23 protein-coding genes are annotated in these 23,270 nt (G+C 70.6%); 10 read left to right on the top strand and 13 right to left on the bottom strand.

What is annotated here, in order from left to right; genetic code table 11:
* Position 1: 1 nt before the first annotated feature.
* Positions 2-718: an alpha/beta fold hydrolase gene (locus tag F6B42_RS02220; protein ID WP_150417953.1), complete on the top strand. Its 717-nt coding sequence runs from the start codon at positions 2-4 to the stop codon at positions 716-718.
* Here F6B42_RS02220 and F6B42_RS02225 read toward each other — a convergent pair.
* From F6B42_RS02225 to hisD (F6B42_RS02235), 3 genes are read right to left on the bottom strand one after another with little or no spacing between them, the layout of a single operon-like run.
* Positions 678-1,415: an HpcH/HpaI aldolase family protein gene (locus tag F6B42_RS02225; RefSeq protein ID WP_150417954.1), complete on the bottom strand. Its 738-nt coding sequence runs from the start codon at positions 1,413-1,415 to the stop codon at positions 678-680. The two genes, F6B42_RS02220 and F6B42_RS02225, sit on opposite strands and share 41 nt — an antisense overlap.
* A complete protein-coding gene (locus tag F6B42_RS02230) occupies positions 1,415-2,173 on the bottom strand; it encodes an SDR family NAD(P)-dependent oxidoreductase (protein ID WP_150417955.1) in 759 nt (252 codons plus the stop codon). The genes F6B42_RS02225 and F6B42_RS02230 overlap by 1 nt, the downstream gene beginning before the upstream one ends.
* Positions 2,170-3,489, bottom strand: coding sequence for a histidinol dehydrogenase (gene hisD, locus F6B42_RS02235; protein ID WP_150417956.1), 1,320 nt, complete (start codon positions 3,487-3,489; stop codon positions 2,170-2,172). Before hisD (F6B42_RS02235) ends, F6B42_RS02230 begins: the two co-directional genes overlap by 4 nt.
* A gap of 109 nt (positions 3,490-3,598) precedes the next feature.
* On the opposite strand from hisD (F6B42_RS02235), the gene F6B42_RS02240 reads away from it, so the two are divergent.
* From F6B42_RS02240 to F6B42_RS02255, 4 genes are all read left to right on the top strand, one after another.
* Positions 3,599-4,597, top strand: a complete 999-nt coding sequence (locus F6B42_RS02240) for a LacI family DNA-binding transcriptional regulator (RefSeq protein ID WP_150417957.1) — start codon at positions 3,599-3,601, stop codon at positions 4,595-4,597.
* 105 nt (positions 4,598-4,702) lie between these two features.
* On the top strand, positions 4,703-5,683 hold the full coding sequence (locus tag F6B42_RS02245; protein WP_150417958.1) for an ester cyclase: 981 nt from the start codon (positions 4,703-4,705) through the stop codon (positions 5,681-5,683).
* A 23-nt stretch (positions 5,684-5,706) separates the two neighbouring features.
* The gene (locus tag F6B42_RS02250) at positions 5,707-6,873 is read left to right on the top strand and encodes a cupin domain-containing protein (protein ID WP_150417959.1); all 1,167 of its coding nucleotides are present in this window, start codon (positions 5,707-5,709) and stop codon (positions 6,871-6,873) included.
* Positions 6,873-7,688 carry a nitrilase-related carbon-nitrogen hydrolase gene (locus tag F6B42_RS02255; protein ID WP_150418632.1) on the top strand — a complete coding sequence of 272 codons (816 nt, stop codon included), beginning with the start codon at positions 6,873-6,875 and terminating at the stop codon, positions 7,686-7,688. The genes F6B42_RS02250 and F6B42_RS02255 overlap by 1 nt, the downstream gene beginning before the upstream one ends.
* A gap of 7 nt (positions 7,689-7,695) precedes the next feature.
* On the opposite strand, the gene F6B42_RS02260 is transcribed toward F6B42_RS02255, so the two are convergent.
* Positions 7,696-8,619: a LysR family transcriptional regulator gene (locus tag F6B42_RS02260; RefSeq protein WP_223878294.1), complete on the bottom strand. Its 924-nt coding sequence runs from the start codon at positions 8,617-8,619 to the stop codon at positions 7,696-7,698.
* Positions 8,620-8,698: 79 nt separating this feature from the next.
* Between F6B42_RS02260 and hisD (F6B42_RS02265) the strand changes: the two genes are divergently transcribed.
* Positions 8,699-10,018: a histidinol dehydrogenase gene (gene hisD / locus F6B42_RS02265; protein ID WP_150417961.1), complete on the top strand. Its 1,320-nt coding sequence runs from the start codon at positions 8,699-8,701 to the stop codon at positions 10,016-10,018.
* Between the two features lie 18 nt (positions 10,019-10,036).
* Here hisD (F6B42_RS02265) and F6B42_RS02270 read toward each other — a convergent pair whose 3' ends face one another.
* From F6B42_RS02270 to F6B42_RS02280, 3 genes are read right to left on the bottom strand one after another with little or no spacing between them, the layout of a single operon-like run.
* Positions 10,037-10,738 (bottom strand): hypothetical protein, encoded by a 702-nt coding sequence (locus tag F6B42_RS02270; protein WP_150417962.1) that lies wholly within the window; start codon positions 10,736-10,738, stop codon positions 10,037-10,039.
* A complete protein-coding gene (locus F6B42_RS02275; protein WP_150417963.1) occupies positions 10,735-11,649 on the bottom strand; it encodes an ABC transporter ATP-binding protein in 915 nt (304 codons plus the stop codon). The genes F6B42_RS02270 and F6B42_RS02275 overlap by 4 nt, the downstream gene beginning before the upstream one ends.
* Positions 11,646-12,029 (bottom strand): GntR family transcriptional regulator, encoded by a 384-nt coding sequence (locus F6B42_RS02280; RefSeq protein ID WP_150417964.1) that lies wholly within the window; start codon positions 12,027-12,029, stop codon positions 11,646-11,648. The genes F6B42_RS02275 and F6B42_RS02280 overlap by 4 nt, the downstream gene beginning before the upstream one ends.
* 403 nt (positions 12,030-12,432) lie before the next feature.
* On the opposite strand from F6B42_RS02280, the gene F6B42_RS02285 reads away from it, so the two are divergent.
* From F6B42_RS02285 to F6B42_RS02295, 3 genes are all read left to right on the top strand, one after another.
* A complete protein-coding gene (locus F6B42_RS02285) occupies positions 12,433-13,731 on the top strand; it encodes a quaternary amine ABC transporter ATP-binding protein (RefSeq protein ID WP_150417965.1) in 1,299 nt (432 codons plus the stop codon).
* The gene (locus tag F6B42_RS02290) at positions 13,731-14,642 is read left to right on the top strand and encodes an ABC transporter permease (RefSeq protein WP_150417966.1); all 912 of its coding nucleotides are present in this window, start codon (positions 13,731-13,733) and stop codon (positions 14,640-14,642) included. The genes F6B42_RS02285 and F6B42_RS02290 overlap by 1 nt, the downstream gene beginning before the upstream one ends.
* A gap of 93 nt (positions 14,643-14,735) precedes the next feature.
* Positions 14,736-15,647 carry a glycine betaine ABC transporter substrate-binding protein gene (locus F6B42_RS02295; protein ID WP_150417967.1) on the top strand — a complete coding sequence of 304 codons (912 nt, stop codon included), beginning with the start codon at positions 14,736-14,738 and terminating at the stop codon, positions 15,645-15,647.
* Positions 15,648-15,743: 96 nt separating this feature from the next.
* On the opposite strand, the gene F6B42_RS02300 is transcribed toward F6B42_RS02295, so the two are convergent.
* The 5 genes from F6B42_RS02300 to F6B42_RS02315 form a co-directional block, all read right to left on the bottom strand.
* A complete protein-coding gene (locus tag F6B42_RS02300) occupies positions 15,744-16,499 on the bottom strand; it encodes a hypothetical protein (protein ID WP_150417968.1) in 756 nt (251 codons plus the stop codon).
* Between the two features lie 28 nt (positions 16,500-16,527).
* A complete protein-coding gene (locus tag F6B42_RS02305; RefSeq protein WP_150417969.1) occupies positions 16,528-17,376 on the bottom strand; it encodes an efflux RND transporter periplasmic adaptor subunit in 849 nt (282 codons plus the stop codon).
* A 208-nt stretch (positions 17,377-17,584) separates the two neighbouring features.
* On the bottom strand, positions 17,585-17,743 hold the full coding sequence (locus F6B42_RS14775; RefSeq protein WP_191089289.1) for a hypothetical protein: 159 nt from the start codon (positions 17,741-17,743) through the stop codon (positions 17,585-17,587).
* On the bottom strand, positions 17,740-20,061 hold the full coding sequence (purL, locus tag F6B42_RS02310; protein ID WP_150417970.1) for a phosphoribosylformylglycinamidine synthase subunit PurL: 2,322 nt from the start codon (positions 20,059-20,061) through the stop codon (positions 17,740-17,742). Before purL ends, F6B42_RS14775 begins: the two co-directional genes overlap by 4 nt.
* A gap of 148 nt (positions 20,062-20,209) precedes the next feature.
* Positions 20,210-21,985 carry an alkaline phosphatase family protein gene (locus F6B42_RS02315; protein WP_150417971.1) on the bottom strand — a complete coding sequence of 592 codons (1,776 nt, stop codon included), beginning with the start codon at positions 21,983-21,985 and terminating at the stop codon, positions 20,210-20,212.
* Positions 21,986-22,062: 77 nt separating this feature from the next.
* Between F6B42_RS02315 and F6B42_RS02320 the strand changes: the two genes are divergently transcribed.
* Positions 22,063-22,692: a hypothetical protein gene (locus tag F6B42_RS02320; RefSeq protein WP_150417972.1), complete on the top strand. Its 630-nt coding sequence runs from the start codon at positions 22,063-22,065 to the stop codon at positions 22,690-22,692.
* On the opposite strand, the gene F6B42_RS02325 is transcribed toward F6B42_RS02320, so the two are convergent.
* Complete coding sequence (locus F6B42_RS02325) at positions 22,640-23,242, bottom strand: DUF1349 domain-containing protein (protein WP_150417973.1); 603 nt, start codon at positions 23,240-23,242, stop codon at positions 22,640-22,642. The two genes, F6B42_RS02320 and F6B42_RS02325, sit on opposite strands and share 53 nt — an antisense overlap.
* Positions 23,243-23,270 lie beyond the last annotated feature (28 nt).

Consider the following 23,270-nt stretch of genomic DNA (forward strand, 5'->3'; position numbering starts at 1 on the left):
CGTGACGCCCCTCGTGCTGCTCGCGGGGATGAACTGCACGGCCGACCTGTGGCTCGGGTGCGGGCTGGACGACGCGGTCACCCCCCACCTGGACCGCGCCGGTGTCGACGATCAGGTCGACGCTCTGCTCGCGGTGCTCCCTCCGCGGTTCGTCCTCGCCGGGCTGTCGCTGGGAGCGATCGTCGCGATGACCCTCGCCGTGCGCGCGCCCTCGCGCGTCGCCGGGCTCTGCCTCGCGTCGACGAACGCGAAGGCACCCACCGAGTCGCAGCGGGTGTCGTGGCGATCGTGGATCCAGCGGCTCGACGAGGGCGCGTCCCCCGAGGATCTGCAGGGCGACATCCTCGACGTGCTGATCTCGCCCGCGGCGCGGCGGACGCATCCCGGCCTCGCGGAGCGCGCGCGGGCGATGGGCGCCCAGACTGCGCCGGCGACGCTCGAGGCGCAACTGCGGATGCAGCTGACCCGAACCGATCTCCGACCCGCGCTGGCAGGTCTGCGGCTTCCGACGCTGGTGCTGTCGGGCGAGCGGGACGCGCTCTGCCCCCCGGCGTTCCACGACGAGATCGTCGCGGCCATCCCCGGATCGCAGCTGCGATCGGTCGACGCCGGCCATCTGATGCCGCTCGAGCGGCCGGATGCGTTCGGGGCGGCCGTCGCCGAGTGGCGGGGCGTCGTCAGTCGCGCGCCGAGCGCAGCAGGCGAAGATGCGCCATGAGCGAGTGGGCGAGGTTGTAGACCACCAGCTGCGCGCCGTCCGCGAAGGCGGCGGCCGCCGCCTCGGGCGTCCCGACGATGTCCATGCGGAGCTTGCCCGCGGCCGCGACCGCCGCATTCACCCGCGCGCTGGCGACGTGCAGGGGGAGGTCGTCCGGCGTCGAGGTCGCCGCAAGATCGGACGGGCCGATCATCACCCCGTCCAGTCCCGGCGTGCCGACGATGGCCGCTGCGGCGGCCACTCCCACCGGGGACTCGATCATCCCGAGCACGAGGGTGTTCTCGAGGTACCAGGCGCGGTGCGCCGCGGCATCCGTTTCACCGAACCGGCCGGCGCGGCTGTAGGTCGCGAAGCCGCGCGTGCCCACGGGCGGATAGTGCGAGGCCGCCACAACCGCTGCCGTCGCCGCCGCGTCGTCGAGGTGCGGCGCCAGGATGCCCTCCGCGCCCTGGTCGAGGGCGCGGAGAAGCATCCCGTGGTCGCCTTCGCCCACCCGGACCACCACCGGAACCGCGTGAGCGGCGGCGACGGCGATGTGCTGGCGCAGCGCGAGGACATCGGCGGGTCCGTGCTCGCAGTCGATGAGGACGAAGTCGAAGCCGGCGACGGCGATCATCTCCACGAGCTCTTCGCCCGGCATGCGCAGCAGGGCTCCGACGAGGTGCTCGCCGGCCCGCGCGCGAGAGCGCAGCGACATCAGGCGACCATCCCGGCCGAAAGATCGACATCGGCGCCGCACATGCCGGGCATGCGCAGCATGGCCACGACAGCGGCGCCCACCTCCGCCTCGGTCACCATGCGACCGAGCGCCGATCGGGAGACGAAGGCCGCCTCGGCATCCTGCACCGAGCTGCCGGAGCGTTCCGCCTCGAGCCGGAGATTGCGGGTCATCCGCTCTCCGGCGACGGGTCCGGGCGAGAGGCTGTTCACGGTCACGCCCGCCGGACCGACCTCGAAGGCGAGCGTGGCGGTGAGACCGATCACGGCCAGCTTCGACGCCGTGTAGGGCGTGCGGTGGGCCAGAGGCCGCTTGCCCGACACCGACGCGATGTTGATGACGTCGCCCGAACCGCGGGCGACCATGGCGGGCAGGAGGGCGCGGCACATCAGGAAAGTGCCGCGGACGTTGACGGCGAAGACCTCGTCCCACGCCGAGACGTCGATGTCGGTGAGCGCGGCGACCGGTCCGGCGATGCCGGCGTTGTTGACGAGGATCGAGACGTCGGTGCCCGCGAGCTCGTCGCGGAGCCGATCGACGGATGCCGCGTCCGAGACGTCGCAGACGAGCGCGCGCGTTCGTCCCCCGAGCCCGTCGGCGACGGAGCTGAGCCGCCCCCGGTCGCGCCCCACGACGACGACGTCGGCTCCGGCCCTGTGCAGCGCGCGAGCGATCGCCGCGCCGAGGCCGCTGCCCCCGCCTGTGACGAGCGCCGTCCTCCCCGTCAGATCCGTCATCGCGCGCCCGCTGCCTGAGCGTCCTCGATCCACCGGAAGCTGCGGCCGCCGTGGCGCCAGGCCCGCGCGTCGCCGGAACGGGCATGGCCCTCGAACAGCTCGACGCGTGCCGCACGACCGCACACGTCTCCCAGGAGCGCCGAGGAGGCGGGGTCGCTGATCTCCTGGTAGGTGACGGTGCGGAGGTACTTGCCGACCCAGAGTCCGCCGGTGTACCGAGCGGCACCGAGGGTGGGAAGCACGTGATTCGTTCCGATCACCTTGTCCCCGTACGACACGCATGTGTTCTCCCCCAGGAAGAGGGCGCCGTAGTCGTGCATCTTCTCGAGGGCCGCACGTGGTTCCGAGGTGAAGACCTGGACGTGCTCGAAAGCGAAGGAATCGGCGAGGGCGTAGGCCTCGTCGATGTCGTCGACGACGATCACCTGCCCCCAATCCCGCCAGGCGGGCTCGGCGTAGTCACGCGTCGACATACCCGGCAGCAGCTCGTCGATGAGCGCCATCACGCGCTCGCCGAGATCGCGCGAGGTGGTGATGAGGACGGCGGGCGATTCCGGGCCGTGCTCGGCCTGGGAGAGCAGATCGACGGCGGTGAGGAAGGGGTCGGCGTCGTCGTCGGCGACGATGAGGATCTCGGTCGGTCCGGCGAAGAGGTCGATGCCGACCTCGCCGAAGAGCTGTCGCTTCGCCTCGGCGACGTAGGCGTTGCCCGGCCCGGCGATGAGATTGACCGGAGCGATGGTCTCGGTGCCCACCGCCATGGCCGTCACCGCCTGCACTCCGCCGAGGATGTAGATCTCGTCGGCACCCGCGAGTTTCATCGCGGCGACCGTCGCCGCGGGGATCTCGCCGCGGATGGGCGGAGTGCACGCGACCACGCGGGGGACGCCCGCCACCTTGGCCGTGATGATGGTCATGTGGGCCGACGCGGTGAGCGGGTACTTGCCGCCCGGTATATAGGCTCCGGCCGCCCGAACGGGCACGTGCTTCTGCCCGAGTCGCACACCCGGGAGCGTTTCGACCTCGATGTCGGTGAGGGTCTCGCGCTGAGCCTGAGCGAAGGCGCGCACCTGATCCTGGACGAACCGGATGTCGTCGATGACCTGCGGCTCGAGGGTCGCCATGATCTCGGCCACGCGCTCGTCGTCGAGGCGGAACGGCTCGTCCCAGCGATCGAACTGCGATGCGTACCGCTGGACCGCCTCGTCGCCGTTGCTGCGGATGTCGTCGATGATCGTCCCCACCCGCGCGGCCACGTCGCTCTGCGCCGTGTCGGTGAACGATTTGGTCGGCGCCGTCTTCAGGTAGAGGGGCATCAGTGCATCCTTCCATGCATACGTATGCTGGCAACTATGACTGCGTATGCATTGAACGTCAAGTCTCCGCTAGACTTCGAGCCGTAGCGCCGAGCCTGCAGGGGGGTCCATGGCCGTCACCAGCAGAGATGTCGCTCGACTCGCCGGCGTCTCGCAGCCCACCGTCTCGCGAGCGCTGCGGGACGACCCCCGCGTCTCGGACGAGACGAAGCGGCGCGTCCGCGAGGCGGCTGCGCTGCTCGGGTATGTGCCCAGCGAAGCCGGACGTGCCCTCTCGTCGGGACGCACGCGGCGCATCGGGCTGCTCGTGACCGACCTCGGGAACCAGTTCTACTCGCACATCATCGCGCCGCTCCACCGAGAGCTCGAGGCCCGCGGATACCAGCTCGTCCTGCACACCGAGACGACCGACGAATCGGTCGCCGAGCGGCTCATCGCCAATGGCCTCGACGGCGTGATCCTCGCCACGACGACGGTCGACTCGGTCGTCCCGGTCCGGCTGCGCGATCGCGGCCTGCCGTTCGTCTACTTCAACCGAACCGCCGCCTACGTCGATGCGGACGCCACCGTCGTGGCGCCCGCGGCGGGGTTCCAGGCGGCTGTGGACCGGGCAATGGAGCTTGGGCACGAGCGGATCGGAGCGGTCTTCGGCCCGGAGAACACCAGTACGGGTCAGTCGCGAGAGCTCGCCCTGCGCGCCGCGCTGACTGCACGCGGGGTCGGCCTGGATCCGAGCCGCGTGCGCCGCGGCCCGTTCGACACCCGGACCGGCGACGATGCCACGGCCTCCCTCCTCGGGCTGGCCGAGCCGCCGACGCTGATCTTCTGCGGCAATGACGTCGTCGCGTACGGCGCCCTCAACGCGTCCGGCCGCGCAGGCATCGGTGTGCCCGAGGACGTCTCGATCATCGGCTTCGACGATCTCCCTCCGGCGTCCTGGCCGATCATCCAGCTGTCGACCATCGCGTACGACTACGCCCACATGGCGCGCGAGGCGGGTCGGCTCATGGTCGAGCGCATCGAGGACGCGCCGAACGAATACGCGCACGTCGAGTTCGGCACGACCTTCGTGGAGCGCCGGACGCTGGCTGCCCCGCGCTCGCACTGACGGCGCCCGAGGCGGACCTCGCTCTTGCGGGCCAGTTGTGCATACGCATACACTGCGAGCGTCAGCCCCGCGCCGAACCGGCGCCGAACCCCCAAGGAGCAATGCGTGCCTCTCGACCCGGTCGCCTACTCGCCGTACGCCGACCCCGACGACTTCATCCGCGAGGTGACCGATCTGATCTGGGTGGACCGGTCGATCAGCTTCATTCGCGAGAACTACGAGCCCGACTCGATCGTGCACGGTGCGTACGGCACCTCGACGACACGCGATGAGGTGATCCAGGGCACCCTCATGCGCATCTCGGCGACACCCGACCGCACCGGTCAGGCCGAGGACGTCATCTGGGAGGCGCGTGGGGACGACGCCTTCCTGAGCTCGCACCTCGTGCTGTCGGGGCACCTGCAGACGTCGGAGTACAGCCGGACGATCGCGAACTGTCTCTACCGACGAGGGCGGATGGTCGAGGAGTGGGTCGTCCGCGACACGCTCGCCGGCGCTCTCGTCCGCGCCGTCGACCTCGACGAGCTGGCTCGTATGCAGGCGTTCCGGGGATACACCGGTACGTGGACGGCTCCCGCACCGGTCGATCCGATCACGGTCGGCGACTCCGGTCCGCGCCCGGACGACCATCGTCCCGAGGTGGAGCGCGTCATCGAACTCATCCAGACGGTCTGGAACGATCGCGACCTGCAGAAGGTGGAGAAGTTCTTCCACCGCGACCTCGTTCTCCTCACCGTGGGCAACCGGCTGGTCATCCGGCCCGAAGGGTACCGGCGCGCACTGCTGCGCTTCCTCGAGTCGTTCCCCGCAGGGCAGTTCGAGATCCGCGACATCCAGGCGAACTACGACGTGCGGTACGCGGGTCTGCGTGTCGCCGTCACGTGGCGCTTCGTCGGAGACTACGCGGGCGTCGCGAACTACGGGCCGCTCACCGGTAAGCCGGTGGACGTGCTCGGCATTTCGCAGTTCACGTTCCATCAGGGAGCGCTCGTGAAGGAAGTGCGGCTGTGGGACGACATCGCCCTGCGCGCCCAGATCGCGGGAATGCGTGGCGACGAGCCCGTCCACCTCGGCAACATCTACTGACCATCGGAGGGAAGAACATCATCATGAGCACGGATCATCTGAGCCACGACACCATCGTCGAGGCGGCCGAGATCGACCGCCGGACGATTCGCAAGAGCGACTGGGCGCCCCACAACGCCGCCTTCATCGACTGCCGCACACCGGGTTCGGACCGCAAGGAGAACTACGCGTTCATCGGCGGAGGCGTCTCGCAGAACGCCGGCCAGGTCATCAACCTGACCGAGGAGCACGGTTTCAACACCGGTGCCGCCGGGATGCCGCGGGGCATCTCCAACAATCTGCACCTGCACTTCACAGCGGAGGTCTTCGTCAACCTGGGCGGCGAGTTCCGGCTGCGGTGGGGTATCGACGGCAAGCAGGGCGAGTACGTCAGCACCGACGGCGACATCATCTCGATCCCGACCTGGATCTTCCGCGGGTTCACCAACGAGGGCCCCGACGACGGCATCCTCTGGACGGTCCTCGGTCGGGACGTGACCGGCGGGATCATCTGGGGGCCCTCCGTCCTGAAGGAGGCCGAATCGTACGGCCTGTATCTGACCGCCGACAACCAGCTGATCGACACGGTCGCGGGCGACGAGCTGCCCCAGGACGTCGCGCTCATCAAGCCGATCCAGCAGAAGTACATCGACGAGCTGACCTCGTTCTCCGTCGACGAGATGCGTCAGCGCGTCATCCAGCCCGCCGACCGCGTCTACAGTGCGAACGCGCTGCTGTGCGCGAGCCTGCCCGGCGGACACGCGGAGCTGAGCCTCGCGATCGGATACGGCATGACCGAGGACCGGCGTCAGGTGCCGCGCATCCACGAGCCGCACTCGTTCAACATGGCCTGGGTGCGCGCAGCCGAGGACGAGGGGCTGCTCCGCCATCGCCATGACCGCAATCAGGCGCTGCTCGTGAAGACCGGCCGGTGGGCGGTCACCCTCAACGGCGATTCGGCGACCACGGTCGAGCTCGGTCCGTCCGACTCGTTCTCGGTGCCCGCGGGTGCCTGGCGGTCCTTCCGATGCATCGACGCGGGCGAGGCCGGTGCCGGCGAGCTGCTCGTGGTCAACTCCGGCGACGACCGCGTCTACCTGGACTGGGCGCCCGAGGTCGTCGATGCCGCCCGCGACGCGGACTGGATGATCGACCCGAACGGCTATCTCGCTCCTGTCGGCGTCATGGTCACCGCGACGGAGGACGACTGATCGTCTCGCGCGAGCTCCGGGTCGCCGCGGCCTCCCCGCCCATTCGGGTGGGTGAGGTCGCGGCGAACCTCGCGGCATCGCGCAGCGCGCTGACCGAGGCCGTCGACGCGGGCGCGCAGCTCATCGTGCTTCCCGAGCTCGCGACGAGCGGATACGTCTTCCGGGACCGCGGCGAGGCGCGGGCCGCCGCGCTGACCGCCGACGACCCGCGGTGGTCCGATCTTTCGACGGTGCTGCCCGAGGGAGTCGTGGCCGTCGTCGGGTTCGCTGAGGACGGCGGCGACCGACTGTTCACCTCCGCCGCGGTTCTGACGCGGACCGGGATCATCGGCGGGTACCGCAAGGCGCACCTATGGGGCGAGGAGGCCCGCTTCTTCGCTCGAGGCGACGCTGCGGGCGCCGTCGTCGCCACCCCGATCGGGCGGCTCGGGGTCGCGCTCTGCTACGACAACGAGTTCCCCGAGGTGCCGCGCCGTCTGGCCCTGGCCGGGGCCGAGATCCTCGCGCTGCCGGTGAACTGGCCGCGAGTGCCGCGTCCGACCGGCGAGCGTCCGCCCGAGACGATCCAGGCCATGGCGGCCGCACGTTCGTCGCGCCTGGCCACCGTCATCGCCGACCGCCACGGCGAGGAGCGCGGGGTCGAATGGACCGGGGGCACCGCGATCGTCGACGACGACGGATGGATCGCCGCTGCCGGCGTCGTGGCCGGCGACGGCATCGTCGTCGAGACGCTGACGCTGCGGCATCCGGACGACAAGGCCCTGCCGCCGTACAACGATCTGTTCGGCGATCGGCGCCCCGAGCTCTACCGCTGAGGCCTCGTCAGAGGGCGGAGCGCCCCGGATGCTGGTGGAGTCTCTCTCGCAGCATCCGCTCGGCGAGCTCGGCCATGCGTCGCGCCGCCGGCGACAGATAGGCGCCCTCACGATGGGCGAGGGCGATCGTGTCGTAGAGCGGGTCGGCGAACGGCACGACGCGGATGCCGGCGGGGAAGCCGCTCGACTCCACGATCGTCCGCGAGACGATCGTGTCGGCCACCCCGGTCGCCACCAGACCCAGCGCGGTCTCGACGTTCTCGACCTCGATCGCGGGCTCGATCGTCCGCCCGTCGAGCCGCGCCCGCTCGAGCAGCTGGCGCCGGGTCGGATCCACCCGGCCGGCGTAGGCGTCGTAGAGCACGAGTTTCGCCTCGGAGACTTCGCCGATCGACACGGGTGCGGTCGGCGCCTCCGTTCGCGCCGACGCGTAGAGCACCTCGTCCCGGAACAGGGGCCGGATGCGCAGACCGGCGTCGTCGACGGGCAGGACGACGAGCCCGGCCTCGATCTCGCCGGCGGCGATCGACTGCGCCACGAGCGCCGAGTTGATGCCGACGAGGCGCACCCGCACGCCCGGGTATCGCTCGTGGAAGCGCTGCACGAGGTCGGAGAGGTCGTAGTAGGCGGCGTTGCGCAGGACCCCGAACGTGCATGTGCCCCCCTCGAGCGAGTGGAGCGCGCGGATCGTCTCGATGCCGTTGTCGATGGCCGAGACGGCCTGCTCGGCGTGCTCCCGCAGCGCGAGTGCCGCGTCCGTCGGCGTCAGGCGCCGGCTTCCCCGGCTGAACAGGCGGGCGCCGAGCTCGCGTTCGAGGCGCGCCACGAGCTCGGACACCGAAGCCTGGGTCGTTCGGAGCTCGCGCGCCGCGGCCGTGAACGAGCCGTGCTCGAGTGCCGCGAGGAACGCCGTCAATTGGGCGAGGGTCACGATCCAATGGTAAAACCTGTGGCAACCATCGGAGGTATCGGTCTTGTGGGGGTGTTGGCAGCGCGCCTAGCGTTCCCCTATGCGATTCACGCCCGCGCTTCTCGAGCGCCTCGACGGTTCCTTCCGACACCTCAAGACCCCGCTCGTCGATGCGCCCGCCGCTCAGCGCGACCCGGCCGTCATCGAGACGGTGTCGGCGATGCTCTCGGACATCCAGGCGCGCGGCATCGACGCGGTGCTCGATTACGCTCGTTCGCTCGACCGCTACACCGGGGGCGACATCGAGCTGACCCCGCAGCAGATCGCCACGAGCGGAGAGCGGCTGCCGGCCGACCTGCGGGCGGCGATCGAGCTCGGCTCGCAGCGCACGCAGGCCTTCGCCGCCGAGCAGCGCGCCCACCTGAAGGACGTCGAGACCGAGCTCGTGCCCGGCCTCGTCACCGGGGCGCGCTACATCCCGGTGTCGCGCGTCGGCGCCTACCTGCCGGCGGGTCGCTTCCCGCTCACCGCGAGCGCTTTCATGACCGTCGGGGTCGCGAAGGCCGCGGGGGTTCCGACCGTCATCGCCTGCACGCCCCCGCAGCCGGGCGGCGGCGCCAACGACGCCGTGGTGTACGCCGCGCATCTTTCCGGCGTGGACCGCGTCTTCGTGCTCGGTGGTGTCCAGGCCCTCGCCGCGATGGCCTTCGGTCTCCTGGGCGACCTGCCCGTGGACATGCTCGTCGGCGCCGGGAACGCCTACGTCGCCGAGGCCAAGCGGCAGCTCTTCGGCACCGTCGCCATCGACCTGCTCGCGGGGCCCTCCGAGGTGGCCGTAATCTCGGACGAGACCGCCGACCCCGAGATCGTCGCGGCCGATCTGCTCGGCCAGGCCGAGCACGGACCGAACTCGCCCGCCGCCCTCGTGACGACGTCGGCCGAGCACGGCGCTGCCGTGGTCGCGGCCGTCGAGCGTCAGCTCGCCGGGCTGTCGACCGAGCCGATCGCCGGCCCGGCGTGGCGCGACTACGGAACCGTGACTGTCGCAGACGATCGCGAGACCGCCGCGGCCCTGATGGACGACCTTGCTCCCGAGCACCTCGAGATCATCACCGCGGACGACGCGTGGTACCACGACCGTCTGCGCAACTACGGGTCGATCTTCCTCGGGGCGTGGAGCACGGTCGCCTACTCCGACAAGGGGATGGCCGGAACGAACCACGTGCTCCCGACGGCCGGCGGAGCCAAGCACAGCGCCGGTCTGTCGGTCTCGCGCTTCCTCAAGCCGCTCACCTATCAGCGGATCACCCGGTCGGCGACGCCCGACCTCGCCCACGCGGTGCAGGTGATCTCCGACTCGGAGGGCATGGCCGCTCACAGTGCGACGGCGACGATGCGCCTCGCCCGCCTCGAGGACTGAGCCGCCCGGGCCGAACCGTCAGGGCGTCGCGCGCCGCAGCACCGGGAACGAGACCCCGGCGAGCACGACGACGCTGACGAGCACGGCCACGGCGAGGCCGACCGGTCCTCCGTCGGCGATCGCGCGGAACACCGCCTCCCACGCGTCGAGTGTCCCGATGACCCACACCGCCGCGATGAGGAGCGCGCCGAGGGCCAGAACGACGATCGTGAGGACGAGTGTGCCGGCGCGCTTGTAGATCGTCGCGCCGACGAAGCCGATCACGAAGAACAGCATCGCGAGTCCGAAGTAGAGGATCCCCGCCAGCAGCGGACCGTCCACCCACAGCCAGTCGATGCGGAAGACGTAGCCGTTCATCCCCCAGCCGTTCGTCGCCGACTCGAGAAGTCCGCCGATCACGAAGAGGACGGCCATGACCGCCGATGCCCCGGCCGCGACGAGCAGGGTGCCGAGGTAGAACTCGCGGCGCGTCACGCTCATCGCCTGTGAGAACGGGAAGGTCAGCGTCAGGGCCTGCGCGCCGATCACCGCGAAGTACCACAGCGGCGCCTGAGCGCTGCCGGCGATCATGGGCCCGTCGCCGTCGACGACGGTCGCGCGCAGGACCACGAACAGCGCGAGGGTGATGAGGTACGCGCCGACGAGGATGAGGAGCGGGACCCAGACGAACGTCTGGCGGTTGACCAGCTGCATCCTCGCGACGTTGAGCGTGCGGTTCATCGGAGTGCTCCTTCGGAGGCGGGGGATGCTGCGGCGCGCCGGCTGGCGGCCTGCTGCGTGAGACGGACGACCAGCTGCTGCAGCGACACGGGCGTGACGTCGAGACCGGCGTCGCGGAGGACGGCGTGATCGGCCTCGGTGAGCGCGCCGAGCACCGTGACGCTCGTGACCCGACCGAGGCTGTCCCGGTGGAGGACTTCGCGGTCCGCGACGAAAGCGTCGACGGCGGCCGCGTCTCCGACGATCGTGGCGGCGCGGTCGCGGACGGCATCCGTCTCCTCGTCGAGCAGGATCGAGCCGCCGTCGATGAGGATGACGCGTTCGATGAGGTTGGCGACCTCGTCGATGAGGTGGCTCGACAGCACGATCGTGCGCGGGTGCTCGGCGTAGTCCTCGACGAGTCGGTCGTAGAAGATCTGCCGGGCGGTGGCGTCGAGTCCGAGGTAGGGCTCGTCGAAGAAGGTGATGTCGGCCCGTGAGGCGATGCCGATGATGACACCGACCGCCGACAGCTGGCCGCGGGAGAGCTTCTTGATGGTCTTCTTCATCGGAAGCTGGAACTCGGCGATGAGGCGATCGGCGAGCGGCTGGTCCCAGTTCGGGAAGAACAGCCGAGCGATGGCGAATGCGTGGCGGGGCGTGGCGTCGTCGGGGTAGCGCTGGCTCTCACGGACGAAGCAGATCCGACCGAGCACGCCGGCGTTCTCGTAGGGGTCCTCGCCGAAGACCCGGACCTCGCCCGAGGTGGCGAAGTTCTGCGCGGTGAGAATCGACATGAGGGTGGTCTTGCCCGCGCCGTTGCGGCCGAGCAGTCCGTAGATGGTGTTCTCGGCGAGACTCAGGCTCACGTGATCGAGGGCGAGCGTGTCTCGGTAGCGCTTGGTGAGGTCTGTCACCTCGATGGCGGTCATCGGTCGTTCCCTTCGGTGCGGATGCGGGTGGCCCGTTCTCGGACGAGGCGGGCGAGGTCGTCGGGGCTCAGGCCGAGCGTGCGCGCCTCGGCGATGAGCGGTTCGATGTAGCGGTCGGCGAAGGCCGCCCGGCGTTCGCCGCGCAGCTGGTCGCGAGCTCCCGGGGCGACGAACATGCCGATCCCGCGGCGCTTCACGAGCACTCCCTTGTCGACGAGCATGGCGATCCCTTTCGCGGCGGTGGCGGGATTGATGCGGTAGAACGCGGCGAGTTCGTTCGTCGACGGGGCGCGGCTGTCCTCCGCCAGACTGCCGTCCACGATCGAGTCCTCGACGCTTTCGGCGATCTGGATGAAGAGTGCTCGGCCGTCGTCGATCACACCGTCTCCCGGGTTCTGTGCTTACTCACTTAAGTAACTAACCACAGAGGCCGCCCGGCGTCAAGAATGACGTCGACGGCGCTGCGCCCGCCACATCTCTGACGCGCGCGCATGCGCCGCGCGTGATAACGAAGGGCAGGTCGGGTGGCAAATCGACGATCCGATTTGCGGCCTCGACCGTAACGTGAAACGTTGGATGAGGCCCACGGAGGGCCATACCCGACCAGTCCGCGGTCGTCGGTGGCAACCCTGGGGGGACGCCAGACCGGCGAGCGTACGGTCGGCGGCCCGTGCCCGTGGATCCGACATCCGCGCGCCGAGGCGGCGTCGAGAGGCGCTCGCCGGGGGGCTGCCACCCGGGCGCGACCTATGCAGCCACCGCACCGGGCTGCCGAGGTGTCCTGTGACCACTCCCGCTCTCGAAGCGAAGAATCTGTACAAGGTCTTCGGGAAGAATCCGAAGTCCGTCGTCGAGAAGCTCCGTGCCGGAGCCCGCCGCGACGAGATCTCCGACGCCGGGACCGCCGCCGTCATCGACGCGTCCTTCACCGTCCAGCCCGGCGAGATCTTCGTCATCATGGGCCTCTCCGGCTCGGGCAAATCGACGCTCATCCGCATGCTCAACGGCCTGCACGACGCGAGCGCCGGCTCGATCACCGTGACGGGCGACTCGATCACCGACGTGACCCCCGCGCGACTGCGCAGCATCCGTCGCGAACGGATCGCCATGGTCTTCCAGCACTTCGCGCTGCTGCCGCACCGCTCGGTCGCCGCGAACGTCGCCTACCCGCTCGAGCTGCGGGGCGTCGCCAAGACCGAACGGCTCGCCAAGGCCGAGGAGATCCTCTCGCTCGTGGGTCTCGAGGGCTGGGGCGACAAGCTGCCGTCGGCGCTCTCCGGCGGGATGCAGCAGCGTGTGGGCATCGCTCGCGCGCTCGCCGCCGACAGCGACATCCTGCTCATGGACGAGGCGTTCAGCGCCCTCGATCCGCTGATCCGACGCGAGATGCAGGAGCAGCTGCTCGAGCTCCAGCAGAAGCTCCAGAAGACGATCATCTTCATCACGCACGACCTCAACGAGGCGATGTTCCTCGGTGATCGCATCGCCGTCATGCGCGACGGCCGCATCGTGCAGATCGGCACTCCCGAGGACATCCTCACCGACCCGGCGAACGACTACGTCGAGCAGTTCGTGCAGGACGTCGACCGTGCCCGCGTGCTCACCGCCGCGAACGTCATGGAGCGCCCGCGTCCCGTCGTGGCGGAGTCGGCCGGCCCCCGCGTCGCGCTCAAGCAGATGCGCGACGCCTTCATGTCGGCCACCTACGTCGTCGGCCGCGACCGCAAGCTGCTGGGCGTCGTGACCGATCGGGATGCCGTGAAGCTCGTCCGCCGCGGCGAGTCGTCGCTCGCGTCGATCACCAAGCCCGCGCCGCAGACCGTCAGCCAGGACGAGGTGCTCATGAACCTCTTCGTGCCCGCCGTCGAGTCGCCCCTGCCGCTGGCCGTCACCGACGACGACGGCCGACTCGTGGGCGTCATCCCCCGCATCACGCTGCTCGCCGCGCTCGGTCCCGGACCGGGCGCGACCGAGGAGATCACGATCCCGCTGCAGCCGATGCCGCAGGCGGCGATCGACGAGGTGCTCGCGGAGGCGACCGCCGTCGACGGCGCGGCCCTCCAGAACGGGGAGGTGCGCTGATGGATGGATTCCGCATCCCCCTCGGTGAATGGGCAGTCGACGCGGTCGCCTGGATCCGCGACAACCTCTCGTGGCTGCTCAGCGCCATCTCCACGGCGGTGGGCTGGCTCGTCGGCTCGCTCGCCGACCTGCTGCTGAGCGCCCCGATCGTGGTCGTGATCGTGGTCGCCGCGCTGCTCGGCTGGGTCGTGCGCTCGTGGAAGTTCGCGATCGGCACGGCGCTGTCGTTCGCCGTCATCCTCGGCGTCGGTCAGTGGGTCACGGCCATGCAGACGCTCTCGCTCGTGCTCATCGCCACCGTCATCGCGGTCGCCATCGCCATCCCGCTCGGCATTCTGGCCGCCCGCAGCAATCGCTTCAGCGCCGTGATCAAGCCGGTGCTCGACCTCATGCAGGCGATGCCCGGCTTCGTCTACCTGATCCCCGCGATCGTCTTCTTCAGCATCGGCTTCGTGCCGGGCCTGGTCGCCACGGTGATCTTCGCGCTGCCTCCCGGCGTCCGCCTGACCGAGCTCGGCATCCGCAGCGTCGATTCCGAGACCGTCGAGGCCGGGCACGCGTTCGGCGCGACGCCCGGGCAGATCCTGCGGGGCGTGCAGCTGCCGCTCGCGATGCCCACGATCATGACGGGCGTCAACCAGGTCATCATGCTCGCGCTGTCGATGGCGGTCATCGCCGGTATCGCCGGTGCACCGGGCCTCGGCAAGGAGATCGTCCAGGCGATGTCGACGGTCAACATCGGCACGGGTGTCGAGGCGGGCATCAGCGTCGTGATCCTCGCGATCTACCTCGACCGGCTGACCTCGGCCCTCGGCGACATGCGCGGCCAGCAGGGCTCGCTGCTCGGCGAGATCGGCCGGCGTCGTGCCGGTGCGGCGGCGAGCCAGCGCGGCCTCGCCCAGGTCGCCTGAGGCACTTCCAGACCCATCCCCCCGGGGGCATCACCATCCCCCCTTGCACCACCACCCATACGGAACGAAACGAATCCATACGGAAGGCACACTGTGAACAAGCGACACCTCACCGCAATCGTGGCGCTCGGCGCCGCGGCATCCCTCACCCTCGCCGGCTGCGCGAGCGGAAACCAGGCCGAAGGCGGCTCGGGTGAGAACGGCGACAGCCTCGGCACGATCACCCTCGGCTTCCTGCCCTCGTGGACCGACGGCCTGAGCACGGCCTACCTGCTCGAGGACCAGCTCGAGAAGATCGGCTACACGGTCGAGATGCAGGAGCTCACCGAGGCCGGCCCGCTCTACGCCGGACTCGCTCAGGGCGACGTCGACATCTACCCGTCGGCTTGGCCCGAGCTCACCCACAAGACGTACATGGATGAGTACGGCGACCAGATCGAGGACCTCGGCGCGTACTACGACAACGCGAAGCTGACCATCGCCGTGCCCGAGTACGTCGACATCACCTCGATCGAGGACCTCGCCGCCAACGCCGACCGCTTCGGTGGCCAGATCTACGGCATCGAGCCGGGCGCCGGTCTGACGGCCCAGACGCAGGACTCGATGATCCCCGAGTACGAGCTCGACGGCACGTACGAGCTCATCACCTCGTCGACCGCGGCGATGCTCACCGAGCTCGACACCGCGATCGCCGCCGAGCGCGACATCGTCGTGACGTCGTGGCGTCCGTTCTGGGCCAACGAGCAGTACGGCCTCAAGGACCTCGAGGACCCGCGCGGCGCGATGGGCGACGCCGAGGCGCTGCACTTCCTCGCGACCGCCGGCTTCGAGGAGGAGTACCCCGAGGCGGCCGAGCTGATCGGCAGGATCATGCTGGACGACGAGCAGTACGCCGCGCTCGAGGACATGGTCGTGAACGAGTACGGCGAGGGCAAGGAGTCCGAGGCCATCACCGCATGGCTCGAGGAGTACGGCACCCAGGTCGACGGTCTGATCACCGACTGACCTCACCCGCGCGCGGCCGGTGAGAATCGGCATCCGTCGCGAGAATCGGTGTCACGCACCGAGTCTCGCTGCAGGATGCGATTCTCGCCGGCCGTTTCAGTTCGGCGCGGCGGGTGGCAGCTGCAGGGCCGACCGCTCAGCCAGGCGCTCCATCGCCTCGTCCGAGACCGCGATGAGGCCGTCGAGCTCGGCCCGCACGCGCTCGTAGGCGGTGCGCCGCTCGGCGGGCGTCGCCGCCTCGTCGATCGCCACGTTGAGGAGGCGCTTGGCGGTGTCGAGGCGTCGCCGCTCGGGCTCCGAGAAGCCGCGGTCGCTCAGGCGGCGCGCCTCGCGCTCGGCGACGTCGAAGGCGACCTCGGCGTCGGTGAGCGCGTCGCGGTAGGCCGCGAGGTCCGCGGGCGTGATCCGTTCGCGTTCGGATGCCGGGCGCAGCCCGTCAGCGACCTTCTTGGCGCGCAGGAACGCGGCGGTGAGCGGCTGCCGGCCGTCGCTCATGGCGGGGTAGGCGATGAGCTTCGCGACGTCGAGCTCGTACTCCAGCCAGCGATGGGTCAGGCCGTCGTGCGCCTCGAGCAGGCGCTGCATGCGCGCGCGGGTGCCGAGGTCCTCACCGGTGTCGTCGGCCGCCGCGCCGGACGCGGAGCGCGCGCCGTCGACCGCCGTCGGCGACTCGGCGCGGAGGAGGCCCTTCGCCTCGGCCTTGGCCCGGATGATCTCGAGGCGGCGCTGGTGGCGGCGCTTCGACGAACGCTCGAGCGCCTTGGCGCCACCGCCGATGGCCGGTCCGATGAAGAAGATCAGCCACCAGTAGCTGCCGGCGAACTGCCACAGACCCGTCCAGAACTCAGCCACACCGCCATGGTAGCCCCGGACGCGGGCGTCACTTCCGGGGGGTCTCGCCGCCTCGGTCGTCGCGGTCGCGCCGCATCCGGTTCCACAGCTCCGTCGACCGTGCGATCGCCCGCTGGGCGTTGTCGAGCAGGTCCTGGGCGACCTCGCCCCAATCGGCGCGGTCCGCCTCGATCGCCTCGGGCCGGGCGCCGCCGGGCACCCCGCCGCGTGCCTCGGAACGTGCGCTCCGCTCGGCGGCGTCGAACGCGTGCGTCGCCCGCCGCACGGCGTCGCGATAGGCGCTGTAGTCGGCGGCCGAGATCCGAGCGTCGCGGCTCGGCGGGCGCAGCCAGGACGCCTGCTGGTGCTCGCGCAGGAACAGGTCCATCGGTGGCCAGCGCGCATCCGTCATGGCGGGGAAACCGATCGCCTTCAGCGGATCGGTCTCGTACTCCATCCACCGCGCCGTCAGCGCGTCGTGCTCGGCCATGAGCCGAGCGAGCGGAAGCCGCTCGACGGCCGCCCGCGAGCCCGGCATCGTCGCTCGGGCGGCGTTCACGCCGGCCCGCCGCGCACGCAGGTCGGCGACGGCGGCGCGGGCGTGGCGCTCGGCCTGCTGCACCCGGCGGCGGGCCTCGGCGACGGCGCCGGCGGGCGCGCGGGATGCCGACTTCTCGGCCTGCGCGCGCAGCAGCTCGGCGCGAGCGACCTTGACCTGCGCCCGGCTGCGGGTCACCTCCTCGGCGGCGGTGCGGACATCCAGCCGCGCTGCGTCGAGTTCGAGGCGCCGCTGGTTCGGGCCGCGCCGACGCAGCCCGATCCAGCCGAGGGTGCCCGCTCCGGCTCCCGCCGGCGCGATCCACCACCACTCGGCCACGAGCGCGAGGATCGGATCCACCTGACCAGCCTACGTGTGCAGCGCTGCCGAGGTCAGGGGAAGAGCAGGGCGATCACCGTCGACCCGCCGCCCACAGCGCTGGCCGTAGCGCCGGCGGCGATACGTTCGTCGGAGCGGCGGGGCTTGTGTGGCTTTCGACCCGCGCGCGCACGACATCAGCCCCGACGACCCTGCAGTTGTATCGGGCGGCCTGCCGAGCCGGCCCGGGTCAGGGGAAGAGCAGGGCGATCACCGTCGACCCGCCGCCCACGAGAATCAGCGACACGATCGCCGCCCACGCGACGACCCGCATGCGACGAGAGCGCCCGCGAGCGAAGCCGGCGTACTCGTCGTCTTCGCCCGAGGGCGTCAGGTCGCGGCCGCTCATGAGGTGGGGACCTCGTCGACGATCTCGCCGAAGGCGGCGGGCAGCGTCGCGCGCGAGGCGGCGCGGATCTCGGCGACGGGAACCGTGAAGAGCCCCTGCACATCGAGCGTGGAGGTCACACCGTCGGCGGCATCGGTGACGCCGATGCGCAGCACCGGGTAATCGCGTCCCTCGCACAGCCCGCGGAACTTCACGTCCTCCTCGCGGGGCACCGAGACGATCACGCGCCCGGTCGATTCGCTGAAGAGGGCGGTCGCGGCATCCACGCCGTCGCGCTCGACGATCTCGCTGAGCCACACGCGTGCGCCGACGCCGAAGCGGGTCGTCGCCTCGGCGAGGGCCTGGCCGAGGCCGCCCGAGGAGAGGTCGTGCGCGCTCGAGATGAGTCCCTCGTGCGAGGCCGCCTGGATGAGGCCGGCGAGGCGCTTCTCCGCCGCGAGGTCGACCTTCGGGGGCAGCCCGCCGAGGTGACCGTGCACGGTGTCGGCCCAGGCGGAGCCGTCGAGCTCCTCGGCGGTCGTGCCGAGCAGGTAGATGTTCTCGCCGGCATCCTGCCAGCCCGACGGGATGCGGCGGGCGACGTCGTCGACGATCCCGAGCACGCCCACGACGGGGGTCGGGAAGATCGGCTGGTCGCCGGTCTGGTTGTAGAACGACACGTTGCCGCCGGTGACCGGCACGCCGAGCTCGAGGCACGCGTCGGAGAGACCGTCGACGGCCTGGCCGAACTGCCACATGACCTCGGGGTTCTCGGGGCTGCCGAAGTTGAGGCAGTCGGTGACCGCGGTCGGGTTCGCGCCGGTGACGGCGACGTTGCGGTACGCCTCGGCGAGGGCCAGCTGCGCGCCCGCGTACGGGTCGAGCTGGCAGTAGCGGCCGTTGCAGTCGGTCGCGATCGCGAAGCCGAGGCCCGACTCCTCGTCGACGCGGATCATGCCGGCGTCGTCGGGGAAGCTCAGGGCGGTGTTGCCGAGGACGTAGTAGTCGTACTGGTTGGTGATCCAGCTGGTGTCGGCGAGGTTCGGGCTCGCGACGAGCTGGAGGAACTCGTCGCGCAGCGCGTCACCCTCGGTCGCCCGGGGGAGGGATGCCGCCGAGTCGGCCTGCAGCGCGTCGATCCACGTCGGGTAGGCCACCGGACGGTCGTACACCGGGCCGTCGACCGCGACGGTCGAGGGGTCGACGTCGACGATCTGCTCGCCGTGCCAGAAGATCTGCAGGCGCCCGTCGCCGGTCACCTCGCCGAGGACGCTCGTCTCGACGTCCCACTTGCCGACGACCGCGAGGAAGGCGTCGAGCTTCTCGGGCGCGACGATCGCCATCATGCGCTCCTGGCTCTCGCTCATGAGGATCTCCTCGGGCGTGAGCGAGGGGTCGCGCAGCAGCACGTTCTCGAGGTCGACGCGCATGCCCGACCCGCCGTTGGCGGCGAGCTCGCTCGTGGCGCAGGAGATACCGGCGGCGCCGAGGTCCTGGATCGCCTCGACGAGTTCGCCCGCGTACAGCTCGAGGCAGCACTCGATGAGCACCTTCTCGGCGAACGGGTCGCCGACCTGCACCGCGGGGCGCTTGGTGGGTCCGCCGTCGGCGAAGGTGTCGGAGGCGAGGATCGACGCGCCGCCGATGCCGTCGCCGCCCGTGCGTGCGCCGAACAGCACGACCTTGTTGCCCGCGCCGGTGGCGTTGGCGAGCTTGATGTCCTCGTGGCGCATGACGCCGACCGCGAGGGCGTTGACGAGCGGGTTGCCCTGGTAGACCGAGTCGAAGACCGTCTCGCCGCCGATGTTCGGCAGGCCCAGGCAGTTGCCGTAGAACGAGATGCCGCTGACGACGCCGTGCACGACGCGGGCGGTGTCGGGGTGGTCGATGGCGCCGAAGCGCAGCTGGTCCATGACGGCGACGGGGCGCGCGCCCATCGAGATGATGTCGCGGACGATGCCGCCGACGCCGGTCGCGGCGCCCTGGAACGGCTCGATGTAGCTCGGGTGGTTGTGCGACTCGACCTTGAAGGTCACCGCCCAGCCCTCGCCGACGTCGACGACGCCGGCGTTCTGACCCATGCCGACCATGAGGCGGGTCTTCATCTCGTCGGAGACCTTCTGGCCGAAGCGGCGCAGGTAGTTCTTGCTCGACTTGTACGAGCAGTGCTCGCTCCACATGACCGAGTACATCGCCAGCTCGCCCGAGGTGGGGCGGCGGCCGAGGATCTCGCGGATCTTGGCGTACTCGTCGGGCTTGAGGCCCAGGGCTCCGTAGGGCTGCTCGCGCTCCGGGGTGGCGGCGGCGTTCTCGACGGTATCTGCGACAGGGGTGCTCACGCGCTGGGCTCCAAGACTCGGGATGCCGGACCCGCCCAGTCTAGTTGCCCGCCGCCGCGCGCCGACGCCGTCGAGTCGCCACGAAGCGCGCGTCCGGAGCCCCCGGCATCCGCAGTTCGTGGCGACTCGACGGCTCAGGGGGTGGGGGTCAGGGGGTGGGGGTCGGGGTGGGGGTGCGGTCGTAGGCGCCGAACAGGCCGGTGCCGTGCTCGACGAGCGCGTCGTAGGCCTCGCCGTAGGTCGTGGGCAGTTTGCTGCCCGGGTCGAAGCGGGCGGCGAGCAGGCCGAGGAGGCCCCGGGCGGGAGGCGTGAGCGGACGCTTGTGATGCTTCTCGTCCGCCGCCTTGCCGCCGCCCTTCTCGGGGTTGGGCGGAGTGTAGAGCGACTGCGGCTGGGGCCACGTGTAGGGCTGGCGCGGCGTCGTCAGGTTCACGGCGTTGAAGAGCGGGTTCGCGGTGTCGTCGCGCACGTTCAGCGGACGCAGCCCGTGCAGGCGGCACAGGGTGTTGATGACCGAGCCGTGGTGCATCTCGTCGTGGATGACCGTGCCGGCCGCGGTGTAGGCGCTCACGACGATCGCCGGCACGCGCAGGCCGAGCCGGTCGAAGGTGAATCCCATCTCGCCCGGTCCCGCCGGCTCGGGCGCCGCCGCCGCAGGCGGGGCGACGTGGTCGAACGTACCGCCGTGCTCGTCGAAGGTGATGACGAGCGCGGTGTTCATGGCGTTCGATCCGGATGCCGCCGAGCTCGTCCGCACGGCGTCGTAGACGTCCTGGGCGAGCTTGTCGCCGGCGCGGACGTCCGAGTCCGCGCTGTTGGCGAGGGTGATGCGGCTGCCGTCGGGAAGTTCGAGCTCACCGTCGCGCGTGGCTCCCCACGGCGGATGCATGTCGTTGTGGTTGAACACCATCCGGGGCTCGATGAACGCGTAATCGGGCAGGTTGCCGGTCGCGGCATCCTCGTAGAACTGCTCCATGACCCGGAAGTTCGTCTTCCAGTACCGCTCGAGGACGGGGGCGTGCAGCATCCCGGTGAGTGAGACGAGCTGCGTCGCGTCGTAATAGACGCGCCAGGTGCGGCCGGCGTCTTCGAGACGGTTGAAGATCGTCGGCGCGGGCGGGGCGTCGATCCACTTGTCGTAATCGTCGCCGGTGTGATTGACGACGAAGCCGTGCGAGGTGGACGCGTGGAAGAAGCTGCGGTTGCAGAAGGTCTGCGACGGGACGCCGGCGAACCACCGGTCGTAGACGGCGAACTGGCGGGCCAGGGTCGAGACGACGGGCAGCATCTCGGGCGAGAACCCGCCCATGGCGGTCGTGTACTCGTCGGCGGTGGGCTCGCGCTTCTTCGCCAGGCGGTAGTTGATGACGTAATCCCGCACGAAGCCGTCGTTCTGCGCGGCTGCGCCCGCCGCGGGTGCGTTGTAGGGCGGCTGCAGGCCGTTGCGCTCGATGTCGGCGTTGCCGGCGGGATCGACCGTGCCGAACAGCTGCGTGTTGACGTGCGGGTAGGTCTCGCCCGGGTCGGGCTGCGGCTGCTGCATGACGTGGTCGGTCGGGCCGGCGTACACGTGGGCGGCGATCGGTGTGCCGTCGGGGGCCGGATTGGCGTAGTCGCCCTGGGGCACGCCGTCGAACTCGTCGGCGGACTTCTCGGCCGCCGTGTACAGGTGGCCGAGCAGGTTGTCGAAGCTGCGGTTCTCGAACATGAGCACGACGACGTGGTCGAATCCGGCGACGTGACGGGCGGCCAGTGGGGCGAACTCGGGCGGGTGCGACGTCACGGCGGCGGTGAGTGCAGCACCGGCCGAGCCGCCGATCGCGATGCCCGCGGCGCCGAGGCCGGCGCGGCGGAGGAAGTCGCGGCGCGAGGACTTGCGTCCGATCCACGACTGGTCGCTGTCGTCGTGCCGCTCGCCCGCCATCGTCCGTCCTCCGCCGTAGGGTCTGGGCGAGACTTTACGCCCGATGAGGGATGCGGGGGATGCACTAGCCTCGCGCCATGGCAACGGATCTGCGGTTCGGTCGCGGCGCGCGCTACGGCGCGGCGATCGCCCTCGAGCTGTTCGCGACCTACCTCGCGACGGTGACGGACTTCTCGGCGATCCTGCAGGCCGAGTCGTACAGCGGCTCGATCCGCAACGACGTCCCGATCGTGGATGCCGTGCAGTTCGTCGTCATCGTCGGCGTCATGAGCGCGGCGGTGCTGCTCCTCCCGACGTCGGGCGCGCGGCGGGTCGGCGCGCTGACCCTCGTGTGCGTCACCTTCTTCCTCTGGGCGACGTTCGGCCTCCTGCGCGGCGCGGGCCACCTCATCGAGCCGGCGGGACTGTGGTCGTTCGTGCTGAACCAGGGGTTCATCGCGCTGCTCGCCTCGGTGGGCGGGTGGTTGATCGCGCGGGGGCGGCATCCGCTCACCTGGCTGCTCGCGGCCGTGGCCGTCGTGCCCGCGATCGTCGGACCGCGGCTCGTCGAGGCGAACGTCACCTCGGGGGGCTATGCGCTGGTGATGCAGGGGATCGTCATCGTCGGCGGACTGGGCGCCGTGTGGGCGGGAGCCGCGATCGATCGGATGCTGGTCAGTCGCCGGGATGCAGCGACGCGTCGGCCGGGGTCACCCGCCACGCGGTGAACTCGACCCGCAGCCCGCTGCGGGTGGGGGCGCAGCAGAAGGGGCCGGCTGCGACCTCTGCGTCGGGTGCGAGGGGCGCGACCCGCACGAGGCGCCAGTCGTCGTCGGCGCCGGGGGTGCCCTCGACGCGGGCCCGCACGGTCACCGCATCGCCCGACCGGCTCGCCCGCACCGTGACGATGCGTCCGCTCCAGCCCTCGACGGGCGCCAGCGACCAGTCCGAGACGCCGCGGGTGACGACGGCGCCGAGGCCGTCCACCCCGTCGCTGTGCTCGACGCCCGCCTTGATCCAGGTCTCGTCGTCGACCCGCAGGAACACCCCGGCCTGATCGAACTGCGCGGCGAAGTCGAGGCGGAACGAGACCTCGACAGCCGAGTCCGGTGCGAGCGGGGCGAGGAGCGCGTGCTCGGTGTCGTGCACGAAGCCGTACGAGGTCGTCCGCCAGGCGTCGCTGCCCTCGCGTGCGGTGACGATCAGGCTGTCGCCGGCCTCGTCGACGCTCTCCGGGTCGTGCGTCCAGCGGCCGGTCGACCAGGGGATGTCGGTCATGGGGTCTCCTCGGTGGTCGGGCGGTCGG

The organism is Microbacterium radiodurans, from assembly GCF_008710705.1.
Classification (GTDB): Bacteria; Actinomycetota; Actinomycetes; order Actinomycetales; family Microbacteriaceae; genus Microbacterium; species Microbacterium radiodurans.